Source organism: Streptomyces aurantiaciflavus (genome assembly GCF_049808595.1).
Lineage (GTDB): Bacteria > Actinomycetota > Actinomycetes > Streptomycetales > Streptomycetaceae > Streptomyces.
Genome location: NZ_JBNCAQ010000050.1, coordinates 1 through 21,079, shown reverse-complemented (window position 1 = coordinate 21,079; position 21,079 = coordinate 1). Strand labels below are relative to the sequence as shown.

Below are 21,079 nucleotides of genomic sequence, written 5' to 3'. Positions count from 1 at the left end.
TCAGCCGCATCCGCACAAGGGTGCACAACGGTACTTTCAGGGCCGGGAACCTCCGATTCCATGCTGTTTCCGGTGTGTTTTCGGTCCGTCCCCGAGGTGTTCCCGTACCCGGGAAACTCGGTTGCACCGCTCCACCAGGATCGCTGAGGATGCGGTCGTGAGCACGACGGGGGAGACGGACGGGGCGCGGGAGACCGCGCGGCACGTGGTCATGACGCCCACGGGGGTGGCGCCATGAGCGCGCGGCTGCGCGGCATCGCGCGCGAGACGGAGGAGATCGTCGCCGCGGGCGGCTACCGCGCGTCCGACGGGCGCGAGGTGCCGCTCACGGCGGCCGTCGAGGCCGCCCGCGCCGGGACGCGGATGCTGGGACCCGACCCGGTGGAGGTGCCGGAGATCGCGCCGGCCGACACGCGGGTCGAGGTCACCGGCGAGAGCAGCCTGGAAGCGGCCCGCCGCCTCGCGGACGCGCCGGTGGCCGTCCTCAACTTCGCCTCCGCCCTCCCCCAACTCTCGGCTTCGCTCGAGCCGGGGGGACCCCCATCCCCGGCGGCGGCTACCTCAACGGCGCCCAGGCCCAGGAGGAAGCCCTGTGCCGCGCCTCAGCGCTGTACGCGTGCCTGCTGGAGGCCCGGGAGTTCTACGACCACCACCGGGCCCACCGCGACCCGTTCTACACGCACCGCGTCATCCACTCACCGGCGGTGCCCGTCTTCCGGGACGACCGGGGCCGCCTTCTGGACGAGCCCTTCACCGCCGGATTCCTGACGGCCGCCGCGCCGAACGCGGGGGTGGTGCTGCGTACGGCGCCGGAGCGCGCGCCCGAGCTGCCGCGCGCCCTCGCCGAGCGCGCGGAGCGCGTCCTGGAGACGGCCGCGGCGCACGGCTACCGGCGACTGGTCCTGGGCGCATGGGGCTGTGGCGTGTTCCGCAACGACCCCGCGCAGGTCGCGGGGGCGTTCCACGCGCTGCTGGGGACCGGCGGACGGTTCGAGCGGGCCTTCGCGCACGTGGTGTTCGGGGTGCTCGACCGGACGCCGGGGCACGTGGTCCGGGGAGCCTTCGAGAAGGTGTTCGACACCCGGTCGTGACAGGTCGCGGCAAAGGGCCTCAGCGCCAGCCGTACCGCTCCCGCAGCCGGTGCACCACCAGGTTGAACCGCATCCGGTCCAGCGCGCACGCCTCCCGGCGCATGCCCTGCTCGTGCAGCCGCAGCACGCGGTCCACGTCCACCCACGAGTCCCGCCCGGTACGATCCCAGGGCCCATGCCCGATCGGCACCCAGTCCCGGTCGCCGTCGTGCCGCTTGCTCGACAGCTGCACGGCCAGGAAGGTCCCGGCCGCCTCACGGGCGACGACGAGCACCGGGCGGTCCTTGCCCCGCCCGTCGTTCTCCTCGAACGGCACCCAGGTCCAGACGATCTCACCGGGGTCGGGGTCGCCGTCGTGCGCGGGGGAGTACTCGGTGCGCACCCGGCCGACCTCGTGGGGGTCGGCCTCGGTGGTGGCACAGGGGCCGAAGCGGCCGGGAACGTTCTCTTCGGTAAACGCGGTCACGGGGGCACCTTAGAGCCTGCTGCCGAAGTCCCGCCCGCCCCGCCGGCATCCGGCCCGCGCCTCCGCCGCCCCAAGGCGAGGGGGCCCCACGCGCCGCACCGGGCACAAGCCCGAATAGGTCCGGTACGACGGCGCGCACCCGGCACGCCGAGAACACGCACCGGACGCCCCGGGACCGGGGCCCGCCGTCGCGCGCGGACGGGCCTGCCGCGAGCGACAGGCCCGTCCCCGTGACCGCGGAGCCTCACTTCTCCTCGACGGGTACCTTCTGCGCCGTCGGCGGGGGCGTCACGAGTCCGTTGAGGGACGGGCCCTGCGGGCTCTGGCCGTTCTGGTTCATGGACGCCAGCAGCTGCCGGGCCAGTCCCAGTCCGGTCCCGCCCATGGTGAGCGCCTTCGCGAACAACTCGGCCATGCCGTCCGCCCCGTTGAGCAGCACCATGTTGTCGACGTTGCCGAAGGCGGACGCGCCGGCCCGGACGATCTCCGGCCAGTTCTCGGCGAGCTGCTGGGCGACGACGGCCTCCTGGTTCTCGGCGAGGGCGGCGGCGCGGGCCTTGATGGCCTCCGCCTCCGCGAGGCCCTGTGCCTTGGTCGCCTCGGCCTCCGCGAGACCCCTGGCCTGGGCGGCGGCCGCCTCGGCCTCACCGGTGGCCCGGGTCGCCGCGGCCGTGGCCGCACCCCGGGTCTTCGTCGCCTCCGCCTCCGCGCCCGCGGCCGTCTTGACCCGGGTCGCCTCGGCCGCGGCCGCCAGCTCCGTCTCCTTCGCCCTGGCCTCGGCCGCCGAGATCCGCGCGTCCCGCTCGGCCTCGGCCAGCGTGCGCGTCTCGTACGCCCGGGCGTCCGCCGGCTTGCGGACGTCCGCCTGGAGCTGCTGCTCACGCCGGTGCGCCTCCAGCTCGGCGACCCGCGTCTCCTGGACGACGACCTCCTGCCGGGCACCCGCTTCGGCCAGCGGGCCGGCCTGGCGCGCCTTGGCGGCCGCCTTGTCCCGCTCAGCCTGGTAGCCGGCCTGGAGGATCTCGCTGTCCCGGGTGGCCTCCGCCATCCGGGCGAACGACTGCTGCTCCGCCTCCGTGGCGAGCCGGTTCGACTCCGCCTGCGCGATGCGCGCGTCCCGCTGCACGGCCGCCGCGTGCGGCATCGCCAGGTTCTGGATGTACCCGGTCGGGTCCTCGATCTCGTGGATCTGCAGCGAGTCCACGATCAGCCCCAGCTTCTCCATCTCCGTACCGCACGCGGCCCGGGTCTGCCCGGTGAGCTTCTCCCGGTCGCGGATCATGTCCTCGACCGTCAACCCGCCCACGATGGAGCGCAGATGACCGGCGAAGACGTTGTGCACCCGCTCCGACATCAGCTTCTGCTGGTCCAGGAAACGCCGTGCCGCGTTGGCGATCGACACGAAGTCGTCGCCCACCTTGAAGATGACCACGCCCCGCACCTTGAGCGGAATGCCCTGGTGGGTCACGCAGTCCACGTGCAGTTCCGTCTCGTTCAGGTCGAGCGAGAGCTTGCGGACCACCTGCACACCGGGCAGCACCAGCGTGCCGCGCCCCGTGACGATGCGGAATCCCATGCCCTCCTCCAGCCCCTCCGTACGGTGGGTGGAGCCGGAGATGACGAGTGCCTCGTTGGGTTCCGCGACCCGCCACATCATCTTGAACAGACCGATCAGAACGAGAACGGCGACAACCGCCGCCCCCGCAACGACGCCGACAACCATCGGCATACGCCCCCTTTGGATGGTGCCCTTTCGGCACCGAACGAAGGGAGTGTGCGCCTGTGCGAGCCGCGGGTGAAGTCGCTGGCGGATCCTTGTCGCAACTTTGACGACTGCCTTGCCGAACTGCTCTCACCTGGGCCGCGACCGGCTCAACTGTCGTACGCCTCACTGACGTAGACGGTTCTCGGCGGCAGGTACTCCACGATCATCACCACCGTCCCGGGGGCGATCCGGCCCGTGCCGTTCGCCGGATGCGCCAGGAAGTGCTCGGCGCCGCCGCGCACCCGGACGATCACCTCGCCGACCAGCCCCGGCCCGACCGTGCCGGTGACCCGCCCCATCAGCCCGACCATCGACGCATCGTCCATGGGCTCAGGGTACGGGCGGAACGGCCGCTACAGAGCCGGTGAATCCGTGACCGCCTCCCGCGGCCACACCTCGTGCCAGCGCCGCTCCGCCTCCACCTGCGCGGCGAGCGACAGCAGCAGCGGCTCGCTGTGCGCGGGGCCGAGGAGCTGGGCCCCGACCGGCAGTCCGTCCGCGGTGAAGCCCGCCGGCACGTTGACGCCGGGCCACCCGAGGACGTTCCAGGGCCAGGCGTACGGACACGCGGCGATGATGGCGCGGTCGGTGGCGAACCCCTTCAGGTGCAGCATGGCCCCGATCCGGGGCGGGGGCGCGGCCGTCGTCGGCGCCAGGACCACGTCGTACGACGCGAAGAACCGGCCGATACGGCGGTGCAGGACCGCCTCCGCGCGCCGGGCCGCCCGCAGCGGGGCGCCGCCGAGGAGGCGGCCCAGCCGGGCGGCGCCGTGGGTGCGCCGGTCGAGGAGCGCGGGGAAGGGGGCCTCGGCGACCCACTCGGCGATGCCCGCGGTCGCCCGGGGCACGAAGGTGAGCCCGATCTGCCCGTACGGCGGGTCGGCCTCCTCGACGGTGTGCCCCAACCGGGCGAGTTCCTCGGCGAGTTCGACGACCCGGGCCCGCACCTCGGGGTGCAGCCGGGCGGGCACGGCGGTGAACGGCGGCTTCAGCGCGAGCGCGATGCGCAGCCGGCCCGGGTCGCGGCCGACGGCGGCCGAGGCGTCGACGGCGGGCGGCCGGTGCGGGTCGTGCTCGTGGTTGCCGCTCGCCGCGTCGAGCAGGAGGGCCGCGTCGGCGACGGTCCGGGCCAGCGTGCCGTTGACCGTGATGCCCTGGAAGGACTCGCCGCGCGGCCAGGTCGAGATGCGGCCGCGCTGCGGCTTGACGCCCACGAGGTGGGTCCAGGAGGCGGGGATACGGACCGAACCGGCCCCGTCGGAGCCCAGTGCGGCCGGCACCAGACCCGCCGCGACCGCGGCCGCCGAGCCGCCGGAGGAGCCGCCCGGGGTGTGCTCGGTGCTCCATGGATTGCGGGTCGCGCCGAAGGCGGGGCCCTCGGTGAACGGCCACTGCCCCAGTTCGCAGGTGTTGGTCTTGCCGACGATCACGGCGCCGGCCGCGCGCAGCCGCCGTACCGCCTCTCCGTCCTCGGCGACCGGCGGGTGGGCGCCCTGGCAGCCGAAGGCGGTCGGTTCGCCCGCCACGTCCATGTCGTCCTTGACGGCGACCGGGACGCCGAGCAGGGGTCTGCGGACCCCGGTGGCCAACTCCCGGTCCGCCGCCTCGGCTTCGGCGAGCGCCGCCTCGGTGCGGACGATCCGGAAGGCGTTGAGGGTGCCCTGGGTCGCCTCGATCCGGGCCAGGGCCTGCTCGACCAGCGTGCGGGACGACACCTCCCCGTCGGCCAGCGCACGGGCGGTGTCCGTCAGGCCTGCGGAACGGTCGAGCGTCATTGCGGGACACCTCCGGGAGCACGTTGTCTACCGAACGGTAACGTCTGGCGGGCGGTCGGCGGAACGTTCCCCGGCCCGTGGCGGGCCCTCATGGTCACCACAGCTTTCCCACGAGGCACTTCGGTTTCTGCGTAAAGCATTGACGGTCCGGGACCTCACCCCTACCTTCTGATCGACTTTCCGAACCGTGTTCGGAATTTCGAACCCTGAGCCGTAGGGAGAGCCGCCCATGACCACCCGTCCCCGCACCCCGTCCCGCCGCACCCTGCTGCGCGCGATGGCCGCCCTGCCCGCCTCGGCGCTCGTGCTCGGTGAGGTGCCCGGCCTGCTCGGCACGGCGCTCGCCGCCGCCCCGCCCAGCGGCTCGGCCACCCGCTACACCATCGTGCCGTTCCTCAACAGCAACGACGGCACCGTCAACGTCTACCAGTCGGACGACGCCACCGACTTCCGGCTCGCGAAGTCCTCGGCCTACACCCCGCCGAGCAACCGCATCCGCGACGCGAGCATCTTCAAGCACACCGACGGCTACTACTACATCACCTACACCACGCACACCTGGCAGGACGTCAGCACCACCATCGGCTTCGCCCGCAGCGCCGACCGGCTCAACTGGACGTTCCTGTACGACTACACGGTCCCGATCGCGAACCTCTCGCGCGCCTGGGCGCCGGAGTGGTTCGTCGACAGCGACGGCAGCGTCAACGTCATCGTGTCCTGCTCCACCACCGACGACGAGTGGATCTTCACCCCGTACCGGCTGAGGGCCACCAACTCCGCGCTCACCGCCTGGAGTTCACCGGTCGCCCTGTCCGGCATCGGCGCGAACCACATCGACACCTTCATCGTGAAGCTCGGCTCGACCTACCACGCCTTCACCAAGAACGAGACGACCAAGTACATCGAGTACGCCACCGCCTCGAACCTCAACGGCCCGTACACGATCTCCCGCACCGGCAACTGGGCCGGCTGGGGCAGCTACCGCGAGGGCCCCGCCCTCGTGCAGCTCGACAACGGCGCCTGGCGGATCTTCTTCGACGGCTACGGCGACGGCAACTACTACTACAGCGACAGCTACGACACCTTCGTCACCTGGAGCACGCCCAAGGCCCTCCCGGCCGTCTCCGGCACGGCACGCCACTTCACCGTCATCAAGGAGACGGTGTCCGGCGGGGTCGGCCTCGCGAAGAACGTCACCCGCTCCTTCCGGTCGGCCAACTACACCACCCGCTACTGGCAGGAGCAGTCCTCGCTGCTCAACCTCCCCGTGGTGACCGGCTCCAGCACCACCGCCGAGAAGCAGGCCTCCACCTTCACCGTCGTACCGGGCCTCGCCGACGCGAACGGCTACTCCTTCCGCGACGCGGCCGGCAACTACCTGCGCCACTACTCCTTCCGCGGCCGCTTCGACCCGAACGACGGCACGCCGACCTTCGCCAAGGACGCCACGTTCATCGCCCGCACGGGCACCGCGAGCGGCTCGGTCCGCTTCGAGTCGTACAACTACCCCGGCTACTACCTGCGCCACTACAACTACCAGTTGCGGGTGGAACAGACGGACGGCAGCGACCTGTTCCGGCAGGACAGCTCGTTCGTGCCGGTGACCGCCTGGGCCTGAGCCGGCCGACCCGGACGTGTGGCCGCCGCCCCTGCACCCCGGTGGTGCCAGGGGCCGCGGTGTTCCGCGGCCGCGGCGGGCACCGGTGTCGCCGGTGAGGCGATCGAGCGAGGCTGCGGCAGTGGTGCCCAGCGGTCTTCGAGGCCGTCACGCCGGAAGGTGCCGCTCCGGGTTTCCGGGCCGGCGCCGGACGGACGTCCAGTCGTCGAGCGGCAGGATCGCCGGGGAGCCGCGGCCGGCCTGGAGCTGGTCCGGATCGAGTGGCTCAGCGGTCGTCGCGGTCGAGGAGCATGCGCACGAAATCGTTGACCGGTCCGACGATGTCGAGGTCCTGGTCGAGCACCCACTGCAACTGGAGCCCGTTGAGCACGGCATGGAAGAGGAGCGCGGCGCTCTCGGGGCTGACGTCCTCGCGCAGCTTGCCGCGCGCCGTCTCCTCCCGGAGTCCGTCGGCGAACAGGGCCCGTCCGCGTTCGTAACGCTCGACGAAGTAGGTGTGGGCGGGGTGGTCCGCGCGTGAGGCCGCGGCGGCGAGCTCGATCCACAGGCGCATCAGCTCGGGGGCCTTCTGGTGGTGGCGGATCAGCTCGCCCAGGTAGGGCGCGAGCTGCTCCAGGCTCTCGACCTGCGCCAGACCCTGCCGCCACTCCTCGGCGTCCCGCTGGGCGAGCACCTCGGAGAGGAGTTCGTCCTTGTTGCGGAAGTGGTGGAGGAGCCCGGCGTGGGTGATGCCGGCCCGCTCCGCGATGTCGCGCAGGGAGGCCTTGGCGTAGCCGTTCTCGGCGAAACTGTCGCGTGCCGCCCGCACGATCTCCGCTCTGCGGGCCGGTGTCCTGGCGTACGGCCCGCGCGCTCCTGCCTGACCCACGGTGTGCTCACTCTCCCCGGCGAAACCGGTCCGGACGGTCTCCGCACAGCATCTGGACGCAAAACTTACCAGTGGTCGGTATTCGTGGCACTCCGATGCCCGCTGCGGCAGCGGCCGCCTGAAAGAGCGCAAGAGCATTGTGTTCCGGCCGGCGTTGTTCATAAGCTTACCGCTTGTAAGGTATTGAAACGTTTCAAGGGATGTGAGCCGTGGCCGAGGAACCCAGAAGTCCCAGAAGTGCGTTGAGCCGCCGAGACGTGCTCGGCATCATGACGGCGGCGGCAGCGGGCGCCTCCCTCCCACTCGCCGCCGCACCGAACGCCGTGGCGGCCTCCCGCGGACATGGCTCCGCACCCGCGGACCTCCAGGTCAACTCCCGGTTCGAGCCCCTGGGCACGCAGACCGCGCCGACGTTCAGCTGGGTGCCCCCGGTGGCCCGGCAGACGGCGTACGAGATCCAGGTCGGCACCGGACCCGGCAAGGCGGACGTCTGGCACAGCGGCAAGGTGGCGGGCCCCGCGGGTTCCCACAGCACCGAGGTGGCCTACGAGGGCGGCGCGCTGCGCTCCGAGCGGGCCTACCACTGGCGGGTGCGCACCTGGGACGAGCACGGGAAGCCCGGTCCCTGGAGCGAGCCCGCCAGGTGGGAGACCGGCCTGCTGAAGGGCGAGAAGGACTGGTCGGACGCCCGGTGGATCGGCGGCCGGGACGCGCAGGACCACGACTGGAAGGACCTGTCCGCAACGGTCGTCTTCCGCGGCGGCGCCGACCCCGCGAGCGGCCTGTCCCTGCTGCTGCGCGCCGAACCCGTCGGCAAGACCTGGGGCGAGGGCCTCAACTGGACCGTCCGGCAGAACGGCGACGACATGCAGCTGGTCATGAGGACCAGCCACTACGCCGGGAACACCTGGGTGGACGACGGCACCTCCGAACCCGACTGGGGCGTCGACCACTACGACCCGCAGAGCGAGACCAACCCCACCACCGCCGGCACCCGCGGCGTCCCCGTCGGCACGGTCACCCTCCCCGCCTCGACCGGCCTGACCAAGGACACCTGGGGCACCCGCGACCACACCGTGCAGGTCACGGCCCGAGGGCTCACCGTGACCACCACCGTCAACGGCGTCGAGGTCGACAGCCGCACGCTCACCGGCGACCAGATCCGCCGCCACGGAAGCTTCGGCTTCGCCGGCGGCACCTCGGCCACCGTCCGCAGCGTCAAGGTGACCGGCACCGGCGCCCGCGACTTCTCCGCCGACCTCACCACCGGTGCCAACCCGTTCGAGAACGGCATCGGAACCCTCGCCGGCCTGACCTTCCCGCCGAAGAACCCCTTCATCCCGTCCAAGAACAGCGTGCTGCCCATCGCCAACCCGGCACCGGTGCTGCGCCGCGCGTTCACGCTGCCGCGCGGTCGCCGTATCGCCCAGGCACGTCTGCACCTGAGCGCCGCCGGCAACGTCACCTTCACCGTCAACGGCGACCCGATCACCGTCGACGGCAAGCGGGCCACCGGGGACCGCACCAACGTGCCCCGCCTGCTCACCGACCAGAGCACCTACGACCGTACGGTCCTCTACGACACCTTCGACGTCACCGCGCTGCTGCGGGCCGGCCGGGAGAACGTCGTGGCCGCCGAACTCGGCCGCGGCTGGTACGGCGTGACCACGCCGCAGGAGTGGTACTGGCAGCTCGCGCCCTACGCCGGCCAGCCCCGCCTGCGCGCCAAGCTCGTCGTGACCCACACCGACGGATCGGCCACCACCCTGGTCACCGACGGGGACTGGCTCGCCACGGACGGACCCACGACCTTCGACTCCGTCTACTCGGGCGAGAAGTACGACGCCCGGCGCGCCGACGAGCTGGGGGAGTGGCGCTCGCCCGGCTACCGCACCGGCCGCGACTGGCGTCCGGCGACCGTGCTGATCCCACCGGGCAGCTGCGCCGGCCCCGCACCGAAGCACCACGGCGCGCTGCCCGCCACGACGATCCCCGAAGGCTTCGAGCCGGCCGTCGTGCGGGCCCACGAGGCGGAACCGGTGCTGGTCAACCGGACGCTGCGCCCGCTCTCACTCACCGAGACCGCCCCCGGCTCGGGCGTCTGGGTCCTGGACTACGGCCAGATCCTCACAGGCCTCGTCCGCCTCCGGCTCACCGGCGTACGACCCGACAAGGAAGGCCTCACCCTGCGGATCCGCGGCGGCAACCGGATCACCGCCGGCGACGGCACGGCCGCCTCCCCGCTCTCCGTCGAGGAGGAGAACTTCCAGCACGACGCCAACCTGCAGACGCACTACTACACCGTCGGCAGACGATCGACGCAGACCTGGGAGCAGCAGTTCAGCCACTTCGGCTTCCGCTACCTGGAAGTCATGAACCTCGAAGCCGTCCTCGGGCGTGCCCCCGACCTCGAGCGGGACACGGACCTGCTGACGGTCGGCGTCGCCCGCACCGGCTTCGCCCGCACCGGCACCTTCACCACGGACAACGCCCTGCTCAACCGCCTCCAGCGCAACCTGGAGTGGGCCGAGCAGAACAACCTCGTCCAGAAGCCCACCGACACCCCGTCCCGGGAGAAGAACGGCTGGACCGGCGACGCCATGGCCAGCTCCGAGTCCCAGTCCCTCACCTGGGACGTCAACGCCGTCTTCACCAACTACCTGCGCCACTTCCCCGACGCCCAGATCTCCACCGGCCAGCTGCCCATGTTCGTGCCCGTCGCCAAGGGCGGATACGGCTACGACCACACCCCCGGCTGGAACGCCGCGTGGAAGGCGGTACCGGCCTGGGACTCGGCGTACTTCGTGATGCCGAGGGAGCTGTACACGTACTACGGCAACAGCAGCCTGTTCGCCGAGCTGTACGACCACCAGGACACGCTCCTGAAGTACTACGGGACGCTGTTCACCGCCGAGAACGACTACAGGTTCGAAGCCTCCCTCGGCGCCTACTCCGGCGCCGAGAGCCCCGGCAGCAACGCCGTCATCAGCCTCGCCTTCTACATCCACTTCTGCGACTACATGGACGAGGTGGGACGCCGGCTCGGCCGCACCGGACGCGCCGCCCACTACGCGAGACTGGCGCGCACCCTGCGCAAGGCGTTCATCGCCAACTACTGGGACGCCTCCCTGGGGTACTTCACCCAGGGCAGCATCTCCAGCGAGAACGCCCTGGCCATCGCCTTCGACCTGGTGCCCGGCTCCGACCTGGACCCCGACGACCCGCGCCACCTGGCCGGCACGAAGCCGCTCGCCGAGAACAAGAAGGCCCTCGCGAAGCTGCTCGCCGATCGCATCGTGGCCGCGGACCAGCACATCCAGAACGACATGTACGGCTCCCGCTACGAGTTCAACATCCTCAGCGAGTACGGCTACACGGACATCGCCCTCGAGGCCGTCACCCGGACCGGCCTGCCCGGCTACGTCCACCAGATCGCCAAGGGCGCCACCTCGCTGTGGGAACAGTGGACCGACCGGCTATCGGTCAACCACCACTACCGCTCCAACGTGGCCACCTGGTTCTACCAGAGCCTGGCCGGGATCAAGCCGACCTCCGCCGCCTACGAGACGCTGCGCGTCCGCCCGTACATCCCGGCGGCCGCGGTCAACAGCCGCGTCCCGAAGGACACCCAGGACCTCGATCTGGCGCCCACGACCCTCGACCACGTCAGCGCCTCGATCGACACCGTGCGCGGCACGGTCGCCTCGGAATGGCGACGCCGCCCCGACGGCGGGATCGACCTCACGGTCACCGTCCCCTGCAACACGGAGGCGGAGATCTGGGTCCCCACCCGGAACAAGCCCGTCACCGCACCCCCGGGTGCCGCCTTCCTCCGCGACGACACCTCCGGCGGCGCCGCCTACGAGGTCTACCGGGCACGGGCGGGGTCGTACCGCTTCAACGCCTGACGACCGTCGTCTCCGGGCACGTCAGGGATACAGTGTCAGTACTGCCTACAACAGAATCTCCCATGCGTACGACGGCAGCGCCGCGCGGATGTCCGATGACGGGTCATCGCACGACCGGGGCGTGACGCGCGACCTTCGAGGAGATGAGGTGGCGGCCGGGAACACGAGGTCCAGGCGCCGCATCGAGCAGGTGGAGGCGATGCGGCGAGGCCTTCCTGCGGCCGGCCCCGGGCTGACGGTCGCCGAGACCCTGACCACCGCCCTTCGGCAGGCGATCGCCGACCTGCGGGGCCTCGGCGGCTTCGTCCACTGGCGCGACCCTGGTTCCGGTCGGTTGCGTCTGGTGGCGGCGAGCGGGCTCGCGCCGCAGATCGCCGACGCCTGGGCGGATCTCCACCAGGACGCGGACGTGGCCCCGGCACGCGCCCTGCGCAGCGCCGCCTTCGTCTGGGTGGCCGGGGACAGCATGGGGATCGGGGCCTCCGGCACCGCGGCGGTGCCGCTGCCCGGTACCGGCGGGCGCGTCGGAGCGCTGTCCGTGCTCACGGCGGGGCCCGGCGCGCCGGATCCCGCCCAGCGCTCCCTTCTGGGCGCGGTGGCCGCGTGGACGGCCGGACACCTGGAACAACGTCCCCACACGCCGTCGGGCCCCGTCTCGGCGCCCGACGGGTCACCCAGGCTCGACCTGCCCGGTGAGGAGGTGCCCTGCGTGGTGGAGATCAGGCACTGGGAATACGACGCCGTGACCGGTTCCCTGACGCTCACCCAACCGGTCGTCGACATGTCCGGTGAGTCGCCTCGGGCGTCCGGCGAGAACGCGGACCTCGGCTGGTACCTCTCGGGCATCGTGGATCTGCCGGCCTTCACGGCCGACGTCCGTACGGCGTTGGACAACGGGAGGGCGTACGACGCCGAGTACCGCGTGCGCCACAGCGACGGCACATCGGAGTGGGTGCGGGCGCGCGGCCACATCGTGCCGGGTGAGAACGGCACCCCCGCCCGTATGGTCGGCACCCTGTGGAGCCCGGCTCACCCCCAGGCCGCGTACGATCCGCTCGTCGCCGCCCTGCGCGACATGGGCGACGGATTCCTGGCGGTCTCCGACGACTGGCGGATCACCTTCGTCAACAAGGAGGCCGAGCGTCTCCTGGGCCCCGGCCGGACGCTGCTGGGCAGCAGGCTCTGGGACATTCCCGCGGGACGCGCCCCCGGACTCGAAGCCCAGTGCCGACGCGCGTCCGCCGAGCGCAAGCCGATCGGTTTCGTTCTCCGCCGGCCCGGCGATCGGCGCGTCCACCATGTCCGGCTGGTCCCCCTGCCGGGCGGCGGACTGACGATCTACTTCGCCGACGTCACCGAGGAGCAGCCAGGGGGACCCGAGCGGACCGCCCGGATGAGCGAGCTGACCGCGGCGCTGTCCGAAGCCGTCACGTCGAGCGACGTGGTCAAGGCCGTCGCGGCGCACGTCCTGCCGCCGTTCGGCGCCGACGGGCTGGTGGTCAACGCGCTCGAGGGCGGCTGGCTGCACGTGGTCGGCGCGGTCGGATACACGGAGGAGTTCCTGCGCCAGATCGACGGGATCTCGGTCACCTCCCACATGGCGATCGCCGAGACGTTCCGCACCCGCACTCCCGGATTCATCGAGTCGCCCGCCGAATACGTCCGGCGCTTCCCGAAGTTCGGGAACTTCGTGGCCGCGTCGGCCAAGAAGGCATGGGTCTTCCTCCCTCTCATCGCCTCCGGGTACACGATCGGCTGCTGTGTCGTCTCCTTCTCCCAGCAGCGCTCCTTCAGCGAGGAGGAACGCACCCTGCTGATCGCCCTGAGCGGCCTGATCGCACAGGCACTGGAGCGGGCCCGGCTGTACGACGTGGAGCACACCCGCGCCCAGGAACTCCAGCGCGGCCTGCTGCCCAGGACACTGCCCTCCCTGCCGGCCGCCCGCGCCGCCGCTCGCTACATGCCCGCGGGCAGGGGCGAGGAGGTGGGCGGCGACTGGTACGACCTGATCCCGCTCTCCGGCGACCGGGTCGCCATCGTGATCGGTGACGTCATGGGGCACGGCATCGCCGAAGCCGCCATCATGGGGCAGCTGCGCACGGCGGTCCGCGCCCTCACCGACCTCGAACTCGGTCCCGACGAACTCCTCAGCCACCTCAGCGAACTCGTCTCCGCCCTCGGCGACGATCAGTTCGCCACCTGCGCGTACGCCGTGTTCGACCCCGTCACCCGTACCTGCTCGCTCTCCCTGGCCGGTCATCTCCCGCCCGCCATCGTCCATCCCGACGGGACGGTCCACTGCCCCGACCTGACCGGCGACCCGCCGCTGGGCGCCGCCGGACCTCCCTTCGAGAGGCACGAGCTGCACCTGCCGGAGGAGAGCCTGCTCGTGTTCTGCACGGACGGCCTCGTGGAGTCCGCCACCCGGGACATCGATCAGGGACTGGCTCAGCTCAGGCAGACGCTGGGCCGGGCCGTGGCGCAGACCTCGTACTTCGCGAGCGACACCCGGCACGGTGACACCAGGCGCCTCGACGACCTGTGCGACGTCATCGTCTCGGCTCTGCTGCCCGACCGTGGGCAGACCAACGACGACGCGGTCCTGCTCGTGGCCCACACCTGGGGCACACCCGCGGACGACGTCGCCTCGTGCAGCCTCCCGGACGATCCGCGGGCAGCGGGCCAGGCCAGGGAGTACGTGCGCAGCCAGCTGGACGTCTGGGGCCTGGACGATCTCGCCATGACCACCGAGCTCCTGGTGAGCGAGCTGGTCGGCAACGTGATCCGGCACGCCAGCGGCCCGATACGTCTGCGCCTGCTGCGCAGCCGGTCGCTGATCTGCGAGGTCTACGACGGCAGCCTCACCAGCCCGCGTATCCGGCGCGCCGGGTACACCGACGAGGGCGGCCGGGGCCTGCACCTCGTGGCGGCGCTCTCCCAGCGCTGGGGCACCCGCCATCTCGACGAGGGCAAATGCATCTGGACCGAGCAGGACCTGCCGCCGGCCCACTGATCCATCAGCCCGGCCCCTGCGCGGCGCGCCCCGCCCGCACCGTCGCCACGATCGTCCAGGGCTTGACCGGGAGCCGGCGAACCCGCATCCCGTACTCCCGCAGAGCGTCGTCGACGGCCGCCGACACGGCCGCCGGAGCCACCATGCGGCCGCCCTCGCCACCGCCCTTGATGCCGTACTCGGTGAACGGCGACGGCGTCTGGACGTGCCCGATGCGGAACGCCGGTGCCTCGCCCGCGGTGGGGATCAGATAGTCCCGGAACGTCGAGGACCTGAACCGCCCGTCCTCGTCGTAGGCCAGCTCCTCGTAGAGCGTGGTCCCGATGCCCTGTGTGGCGCCGCCGGTGACATGGCCGCCCAGGCTCCTCGGGTTCACGATCGTCCCGGCGTCGTGCACGGCCACGTAGTCGAGGAAGGAGACGAGCCCGGTCTCGGGGTCGACTTCCACGACCGCGATGTGACAGGCGTGCCCCATGATCGGGTAGAAGACGCCGAGGTCCGAGCCGTCGGGGGCCGGAAGCGTCGTGTACGGGTGGTCGTAGGTGTAGGACTCCTCCAGTCCGCTGGTCATGCCCTCGGGCAGGCCGAGCGCGAAGAAGTAGGCGGTGCCCGCCAGCTCGGCGATGGTCAGACCCGTTTCCGGAGCTCCCCGGACCTGTACGCGCGCGTCGACCAGTTCGAGGTCCTCCGCGGCCACTTCCAGGGTGTGCGCGGCGATGCGGACGAGTTTCTCCCGCAGTTTGCGCGACGCGCCCCGGATCGCGCCGGCCACCATCGCGGTGTAGCGGCTGCCGCCCGGACCGGTCCCGGGAAGCGCGTGGGCGGAGTCGGCGTACCGGACGTTGACGCTCTCCGGCGGGATCCCGAACTCCTCGGCGAGCACGGTCGCGCCCACCGTCTCGGGGCTGTTGCCCCACATCGACTGGCAGTGCAGCAGGAGCTGGAACTGCCCGGTGGGGTCGATCGTCACCGTCGCGCTCTCGGGGCTGGAGGTGAGAGGGAAGGTGGGCTTCTCCAGCAGGAACCAGAACTCGGTGGCGCTGAAGACGCTGCGCTCCTGGGTCGTGGCCAGGCCGATGCCGATGTGACGGCCCTCCTCCTCCCGCAGCCGTCTCTGTTCGGCGCGCCACCTGTCCAGGTCGATCATCGACAGTGCCTTGTCCAGCACGGCGGGGTAGTCACCGCTGTCGTACAGGTTGCCGCCGGGGATCTTGTACGGGAACTGGCCGGGCTGGATGAAGTTGCGGCGGCGGATCTCCTCCGGGGCGAGCCCGAGCCGGACCGCGCCCTGGTCGACCAGCCGCTCCAGCACCCAGTTGTGCACCTCCGAGCCGAAGCCCCGGTAGGCGCCCTGCTGGCACTTGTCGGTGACCACGGCCCGCAGCCGGTACCGCACGTCCCGGAACCGGTACGGGCCGACGACCTGGGAGAAGGCGTTGCCGTGGTGGCCGACGCCGAACTGCATGTAGGCGCCGTAGTCGTCGACGACGTCGATGTCGAGACCGACGATCGTGCCGTCGGCGCGAAAGCCCATGCGGGCCTCGTAGACGCGGTCGCATCCGTGGTGGTCCGAGTTGGTCAGGTGGTCGAGACGGTCCTCGATGTACGACACCGGGCGCCCCACCCGCAGGGCCAGGAAGCCGGCGAGGGTGGGCACCTTGTGCGCGGCGAGCTTGCTGCCGAAGCTGCCGCCCGCCGGGACCGGCCTCATCGTCAGCTTGTTCGACGGAATGCGCAGTGTGGCCGCGATCAGGAAGACGAAGTAGCTGAAGTTGAGCGAGTTGCAGTAGATCTCCAGCACGCCGTTGAAGCCGGGCTGGGCCACCGCGCCCGTGGTCTCCATCGGCATGCCCGCGGAGCGGCCCCAGTACAGCGTGTCCTCGACGACCAGGTCGGCCGCGGCGAACGCGGCGTTCACGTCGCCGAACTCGAAGGTCCGCTCGTAGCCGATGTTGCTGCCGTGCTCCTCGTGCAGCAGCGCGGACCCGGGCTCCATGGCCGCCAGGGGATCGGTGACCGGCGGAAGCTCCTCGTAGTCGACCCTCAGCAGGTCCACGCCGTCCTCGGCGACGTATCTGCTCTCCGCGACGACGGCCGCCACGGCCTCGCCGACGTGGCGGACCTTGTCCACGGCCAGCGGGTACTGCGTGATGGTGGCCGGGCCGAAGCTCATACAGGGGTTCATCGTCGCCTTGCAGTCCTCACCGGTGAGCACGGCGACGACTCCCGGCAGCCTCAGCGCCTCACCGGCGTCGATCGACCTGATCCACGCGTGCGGCAGGGGGCTGCGCAGGATCGCGGCGTGCAGCATGCCCGGCAGCCGGAGGTCGGCGATGTACCCGCCGCGGCCGACCAGCAGCCGGGGATCCTCGACGCGCCGGCGGTCCTTGCCGATGTACGTGTAGGTCATCGGTCACGACCTCCTCCCCGCACCTTGGCGCCGGCGGACTGCACCGCGCGGACGATGTTCTGGTAGCCGGTGCAGCGGCACAGGATCCCCGAGATCTCATGACGCACCTCGGCATCGGTCAGCTCACGACCGGTTTCGATGATCTCCTTGGCGCGCAGCACCATCGCGGGCGTGCAGAAACCGCACTGCAGCCCCTGCTCCTCGGCGAAGGCCTCCTGGACGGGGTGCAGCTCCGCCGGGTCGGCCGACAGGCTCTCGACGGTTTCGACCGCGTGCCCGTCGGCCTGCACGGCCAGCATCAGACAGGAGCGCACCGAGCGGCCGTCGAAGAGGACCGTGCAGCATCCGCACTCGCCGTGCTCGCAGCCGAGATGCACGCTGACCAGGTCGAGTTCGTCACGCAGGAAGTCGGCGAGCGTGATGCGCGTCGACACCTCGCGGGTCACCTCCCGCCCGTTGACCCGCACGGTCACGGTCCGGCGTGTGGTGTCGTGCTGGGCGGCGCTGAGGGTCGTCACGTCCCGTCGCTCCTCTCGTGGGCGCGTGCCACGGCCGCGGTGACCGCGCGCCGCACCACGACGCGGGCGAGGTGCCGCCGGTAGTCGCGTGGGGTGTGCGGGTCGTCCCCCGAGGTCACCGAGGGCACGATCGCCTCGGCGGCCCCGGCGACGTTCTCCGGGGTCGCGGCCTCACCGATCAGCGCGCTCTCCACCGCCAGGGCGCGCACCGGCGTGTCGGAGACGCCCAGGACGCCGACGGAGACGGAGGTGAAGCGGCCCTCCCCGTCGAGGTCCACCACCGCGGCGGCGCCCGCGAGCGCGAGGTCGCCCACGCGCCGGGCCACCTCCACGAAGCCGTGCCCGGCGGTCCACGGCGTCACCGGGTAGCGGACGGCGACGAGGACCTCGTCGGGCTGCAGAGCCGTGGTCAGCCGGCCCCGGAAGAAGTCCCGGGCGTCGATGGCGCGGGTGCCCGACGGCCCTCGCACCACCACCGTCGCGTCGAGCGTCACCGCCGTGCACGGCAGCTCGGCGGCGGGATCGGCGTACGCCAGGCTGCCGCCGACCGTGCCGCGGTGGCGGGTCTCGACATGGCCGATGTGGCCGGCGGCGTCCGGCAGCAGCGGGACGAGTTCGCGGACCAGCGGCTGGTCCTCCAGCTCGTACTGGCGAGCCCCGGCGCCGACCTCCAGGACGCCGGCCCGGCGCTCGATCCTCTGCAGCTCACCGATCCCGTTGATGTCGATCAGTGCCTCCGGCCTGACGAGCCGCATGTTGAGCAGGGGGAGAAGGCTCTGTCCTCCCGCGAGGACGCGGGAGCCGGCGCCGTACTCGCTCTTGAGCCCGACGGCCTCGTCGACGGATCCGGGATCGCAGTACGTGAATGGAGGCGGTTTCATCGCCTCTCCTATGGTGCGGCTGGGAACGGTCACCCCGAGGTCGCCTCACGCGAACCTCCGCACCGGCTCGGTGCCGTTGGCGTTCTCCTCCCAGTGCACCACACCCGGGCGATGACGGCGATGGAGCCCTGGGCCGTGCTCGGTCAGCCCAGTTTCGCGACGATGTCCGCCACCTGCCCGGGCATCGACAGGAACGGCGAATGCGAGGAGTCGAGCGCCACCACGGAGGTCGGGTTGTCCGGGAAGGCGGCGTCCGCGTCGCGGATGAACTTCTGCTGGAGGGCCGGGCGGACCGCCATGTCCCGGGCGCAGGTGACGTAGGTGCGGGGGACCGAGCCCCAGCCGTCGCGGGTCAGTGTCGTGGCGCCGAGTGCGATGCCGGCCGGAGCGTCGGGGGTCAGCAGTCCCAGGGCGGCGTCGGCGACGGCCGGATCGACGTCGCCGAAGAACGCGTCCCGCAGTTGCCGGCGGTACTCGGGGTCGTCGGAGGCGAGGTCGAGCCGCAGGGCGCCGACGGCGGCGGGATCGGCCCGGACGGACGGCGCGACGAGTTCGCCCGCGTTCTCCGGCATCTGCACACACGCGATGGCCGGGACGTCCGAGGCCGGCATGAACGCGGTCAGATACACCGCGTGCGCCACCAGCTCGGGCACCAGCTGGGCCGCACGCGTCAGGACGGTGCCGCCCATGCTGTGGGCCACCACCGTCACCGGGCCGCCCTGGCCGACCTGCTCGATCTGGGAGACGAGCAGGTCGCCCGCCTGGTCGAGGTCCACCCCCGCCACCGGTGACACCTCGGTGGCCAGGGCCTCAGGGGTGAGCGGGCGTCTGGTGAGACACTGCGGTCTGCCGGCCCGGAGGCCGTGCCCCGCCATGTCCACCGCCACGGCCGGACGGCCCACGGCCGCCACGTGGGCCATGACCTCGCTCCAGCACCAGGACCCGTGCCAGTAGCCGTGAACGAAGATCAGCGGTGTCGAACCAGTGGACATGATCACTCCTTTGTGACGGCCGGTTCAGGTGGGCCGGGGAGAATTCGACGGGATCGGAAAAGGGCGCTCCATACGAATTCCGCCGGACGGAAGAACTCGTTCCGTACGCCCTTCCACGGGCTCCGACCGCGCCACCTCCGAGCTTCACCGCCGCCGCGCGCGGCACCTCGCGGTTCTCACGGGGTGCCTTCCGGGGCGGTGGTCGCGACGGGGGCGGTGAGGTCCCGCTCTTCGGGGAGCTCTTCGGTGTCGACGCCGCGTACCTGGGCCAGTTCGTGTTTGAGGGCTGCGAGTTCGGTGCCGCCGGCCATGTGGTTGGTGAGTTCTTCGAGGCTGACCTGGCTGCGGTCGGCGGAGAGTTCCATGGTGCCCAGGCGCAGGACGCTGAAGTGGTCGCCGACCATGTAGGCGTGGTGGGGGTTGTGGGTGATGAAGATGACGCCGAGGCCGCGGTCGCGGGCGGCGGCGATGTACTTCAGGACCACGCCGGACTGTTTGACGCCGAGGGCGGCGGTGGGCTCGTCGAGGATGAGGACGCGGGCGCCGAAGTGGACGGCGCGGGCGATGGCGACGCACTGGCGCTGGCCGCCGGAGAGGGTGCCGATGGGCTGCTCGAGGTCGTCGAGGACGATGCCCATGTTGCGCAGTTCCTCGTCGGCGGTCTTCTTCATCGTGTCGATGTCGAGACGGCGGACGGGCCAGGGTCCCTTGGTGATCTCGGAGCCGAGGAAGAAGTTGCGCCACACCGGCATCAGGGGGACGGTCGCCAGGTCCTGGTAGACGGTGGCGATACCGCGGTCCAGGGCTTCACGCGGGGTGGAGAAGCGCACCGGTTCGCCGTCGACGCGGAACTCGCCCTCGGTGTGCTGGTGCAGGCCCGAGATGATTTTGATGAGGGTGGACTTGCCGGCGCCGTTGTCGCCGAGGACGCAGGTGACCTTGCCGGGGTGGACTTCGAGGCTCACGCCGTGCAGAGCGCGGATGTTGCCGTAGGACTTGCCCGCGTTGCGCAGTTCGACGAGCGGGCGGTCGCCGTCCGCGGGGGGCGTGTCCGCGAGGATGGCGCCGTGGGTGCCGGTGTTGTCGGTCGTCATGGGGGTGGTCACCTCCGGGTCGCCGTGCGCTGGACCCACAGATTGATGAGGACGGCGCCGAGGAGCATCACGCCGAGGAAGGCCTTGAACCAGTCGGGGTTCCAGCCGGCGTAGACGATGCCCTGCTGGACCATGCCGAACATGAAGGCGCCGAAGACCGGGCCGATGGCGGAGCCGTAGCCGCCGGTGAGCAGGCAGCCGCCGATGACGGCCGCGGCGATGTAGATCAGCTCCTGCCCGACGCCCTCGCCGGACTGCACGGTGTTGAAGGAGAACAGCTGGTGCATGCCGACGAACCAGGCGCCGAAGCCGACCAGCATGAACAGGGAGATCTTGGTGAAGGTGACCGGGACGCCGACGGCCCGCGCGGACTCCTTGTTGCCGCCGACGGCGAAGATCCAGTTGCCGTACTTGGTGCGCAGCAGCACCCAGGTGGCCAGCGCCGCGAAGACCAGCCACCACACGACGGTGATCTTCACGTTGACGCCGCCGATCTCGAACGTCGAGGCGAAGACGGCCTTGGCCTGGTCGAAGCCGTCCATGTCGCTGATGTCGTCGGTGGCGACGTTGCCGGTGACCAGCTTGGTCACCGCCAGGTTCACACCCTGCAGGATCAGGAACGTGCCGAGGGTGACGAGGAAGCTGGGCAGGCCGGTCCTGACCAGCATCCAGCCGTTGAA

At 71.4% G+C, this 21,079-nt stretch carries 14 protein-coding genes and 1 pseudogene; 4 read left to right on the top strand and 11 right to left on the bottom strand.

What is annotated here, in order from left to right; genetic code table 11:
• The first annotated feature begins 234 nt into the window (after positions 1–234).
• Positions 235–1,091: pseudogene (locus tag ACPT94_RS38530) on the top strand (TIGR02452 family protein).
• Between the two features lie 19 nt (positions 1,092–1,110).
• Here the strand turns inward: ACPT94_RS38530 and ACPT94_RS38525 are convergent.
• The 4 genes from ACPT94_RS38525 to ACPT94_RS38510 all read right to left on the bottom strand — a co-directional run bounded on the left by ACPT94_RS38525 (position 1,111) and on the right by ACPT94_RS38510 (position 5,097).
• Entirely contained in the window at positions 1,111–1,557 is a 447-nt protein-coding gene (locus ACPT94_RS38525) for a type II toxin-antitoxin system PemK/MazF family toxin (protein WP_360345150.1), read from the bottom strand.
• 244 nt (positions 1,558–1,801) lie between these two features.
• A complete protein-coding gene (locus ACPT94_RS38520; RefSeq protein WP_360345148.1) occupies positions 1,802–3,286 on the bottom strand; it encodes an SPFH domain-containing protein in 1,485 nt (494 codons plus the stop codon).
• A gap of 143 nt (positions 3,287–3,429) precedes the next feature.
• On the bottom strand, positions 3,430–3,648 hold the full coding sequence (locus tag ACPT94_RS38515) for a hypothetical protein (RefSeq protein ID WP_360345146.1): 219 nt from the start codon (positions 3,646–3,648) through the stop codon (positions 3,430–3,432).
• Positions 3,649–3,675: 27 nt separating this feature from the next.
• Positions 3,676–5,097 (bottom strand): amidase, encoded by a 1,422-nt coding sequence (locus ACPT94_RS38510; protein WP_425247933.1) that lies wholly within the window; start codon positions 5,095–5,097, stop codon positions 3,676–3,678.
• A gap of 229 nt (positions 5,098–5,326) precedes the next feature.
• Between ACPT94_RS38510 and ACPT94_RS38505 the strand changes: the two genes are divergently transcribed.
• Positions 5,327–6,715 (top strand): glycoside hydrolase family 43 protein, encoded by a 1,389-nt coding sequence (locus ACPT94_RS38505; RefSeq protein WP_360345142.1) that lies wholly within the window; start codon positions 5,327–5,329, stop codon positions 6,713–6,715.
• Positions 6,716–6,980: 265 nt separating this feature from the next.
• Here ACPT94_RS38505 and ACPT94_RS38500 read toward each other — a convergent pair whose 3' ends face one another.
• On the bottom strand, positions 6,981–7,583 hold the full coding sequence (locus ACPT94_RS38500) for a TetR/AcrR family transcriptional regulator (protein ID WP_360345140.1): 603 nt from the start codon (positions 7,581–7,583) through the stop codon (positions 6,981–6,983).
• Positions 7,584–7,825: 242 nt separating this feature from the next.
• On the opposite strand from ACPT94_RS38500, the gene ACPT94_RS38495 reads away from it, so the two are divergent.
• Both ACPT94_RS38495 and ACPT94_RS38490 read left to right on the top strand, forming a co-directional pair.
• A complete protein-coding gene (locus ACPT94_RS38495; protein ID WP_425247932.1) occupies positions 7,826–11,491 on the top strand; it encodes a family 78 glycoside hydrolase catalytic domain in 3,666 nt (1,221 codons plus the stop codon).
• Between the two features lie 148 nt (positions 11,492–11,639).
• On the top strand, positions 11,640–14,504 hold the full coding sequence (locus ACPT94_RS38490; RefSeq protein WP_425247931.1) for a SpoIIE family protein phosphatase: 2,865 nt from the start codon (positions 11,640–11,642) through the stop codon (positions 14,502–14,504).
• 4 nt (positions 14,505–14,508) lie between these two features.
• Here ACPT94_RS38490 and ACPT94_RS38485 read toward each other — a convergent pair whose 3' ends face one another.
• The 6 genes from ACPT94_RS38485 to ACPT94_RS38460 form a co-directional block, all read right to left on the bottom strand.
• Positions 14,509–16,914, bottom strand: a complete 2,406-nt coding sequence (locus ACPT94_RS38485; RefSeq protein ID WP_425247930.1) for a xanthine dehydrogenase family protein molybdopterin-binding subunit — start codon at positions 16,912–16,914, stop codon at positions 14,509–14,511.
• Complete coding sequence (locus ACPT94_RS38480) at positions 16,911–17,432, bottom strand: (2Fe-2S)-binding protein (protein ID WP_425247929.1); 522 nt, start codon at positions 17,430–17,432, stop codon at positions 16,911–16,913. The genes ACPT94_RS38485 and ACPT94_RS38480 overlap by 4 nt, the downstream gene beginning before the upstream one ends.
• Entirely contained in the window at positions 17,429–18,313 is an 885-nt protein-coding gene (locus tag ACPT94_RS38475; RefSeq protein WP_425247928.1) for an FAD binding domain-containing protein, read from the bottom strand. The genes ACPT94_RS38480 and ACPT94_RS38475 overlap by 4 nt, the downstream gene beginning before the upstream one ends.
• Before the next feature lie 143 nt (positions 18,314–18,456).
• On the bottom strand, positions 18,457–19,305 hold the full coding sequence (locus ACPT94_RS38470; RefSeq protein ID WP_425247927.1) for an alpha/beta fold hydrolase: 849 nt from the start codon (positions 19,303–19,305) through the stop codon (positions 18,457–18,459).
• Positions 19,306–19,481: 176 nt separating this feature from the next.
• Positions 19,482–20,399 (bottom strand): ATP-binding cassette domain-containing protein, encoded by a 918-nt coding sequence (locus ACPT94_RS38465; RefSeq protein ID WP_425247926.1) that lies wholly within the window; start codon positions 20,397–20,399, stop codon positions 19,482–19,484.
• An 8-nt stretch (positions 20,400–20,407) separates the two neighbouring features.
• Positions 20,408–21,079, bottom strand: a 672-nt coding sequence (locus tag ACPT94_RS38460; protein ID WP_425247773.1) for an ABC transporter permease, incomplete at its 5' end; no start/stop codon positions are given.

Coding starts and splice junctions, on each gene's coding strand:
- ACPT94_RS38520 (WP_360345148.1), bottom strand. CDS start 3,286: ATGCCGATGGTTGTCGGCGTCGTTGCGGGGGCGGCGGTTGTCGCCGTT.
- ACPT94_RS38515 (WP_360345146.1), bottom strand. CDS start 3,648: ATGGACGATGCGTCGATGGTCGGGCTGATGGGGCGGGTCACCGGCACG.
- ACPT94_RS38510 (WP_425247933.1), bottom strand. CDS start 5,097: ATGACGCTCGACCGTTCCGCAGGCCTGACGGACACCGCCCGTGCGCTG.
- ACPT94_RS38505 (WP_360345142.1), top strand. CDS start 5,327: ATGACCACCCGTCCCCGCACCCCGTCCCGCCGCACCCTGCTGCGCGCG.
- ACPT94_RS38485 (WP_425247930.1), bottom strand. CDS start 16,914: ATGACCTACACGTACATCGGCAAGGACCGCCGGCGCGTCGAGGATCCC.
- ACPT94_RS38475 (WP_425247928.1), bottom strand. CDS start 18,313: ATGAAACCGCCTCCATTCACGTACTGCGATCCCGGATCCGTCGACGAG.
- ACPT94_RS38470 (WP_425247927.1), bottom strand. CDS start 19,305: ATGTCCACTGGTTCGACACCGCTGATCTTCGTTCACGGCTACTGGCAC.
- ACPT94_RS38465 (WP_425247926.1), bottom strand. CDS start 20,399: ATGACGACCGACAACACCGGCACCCACGGCGCCATCCTCGCGGACACG.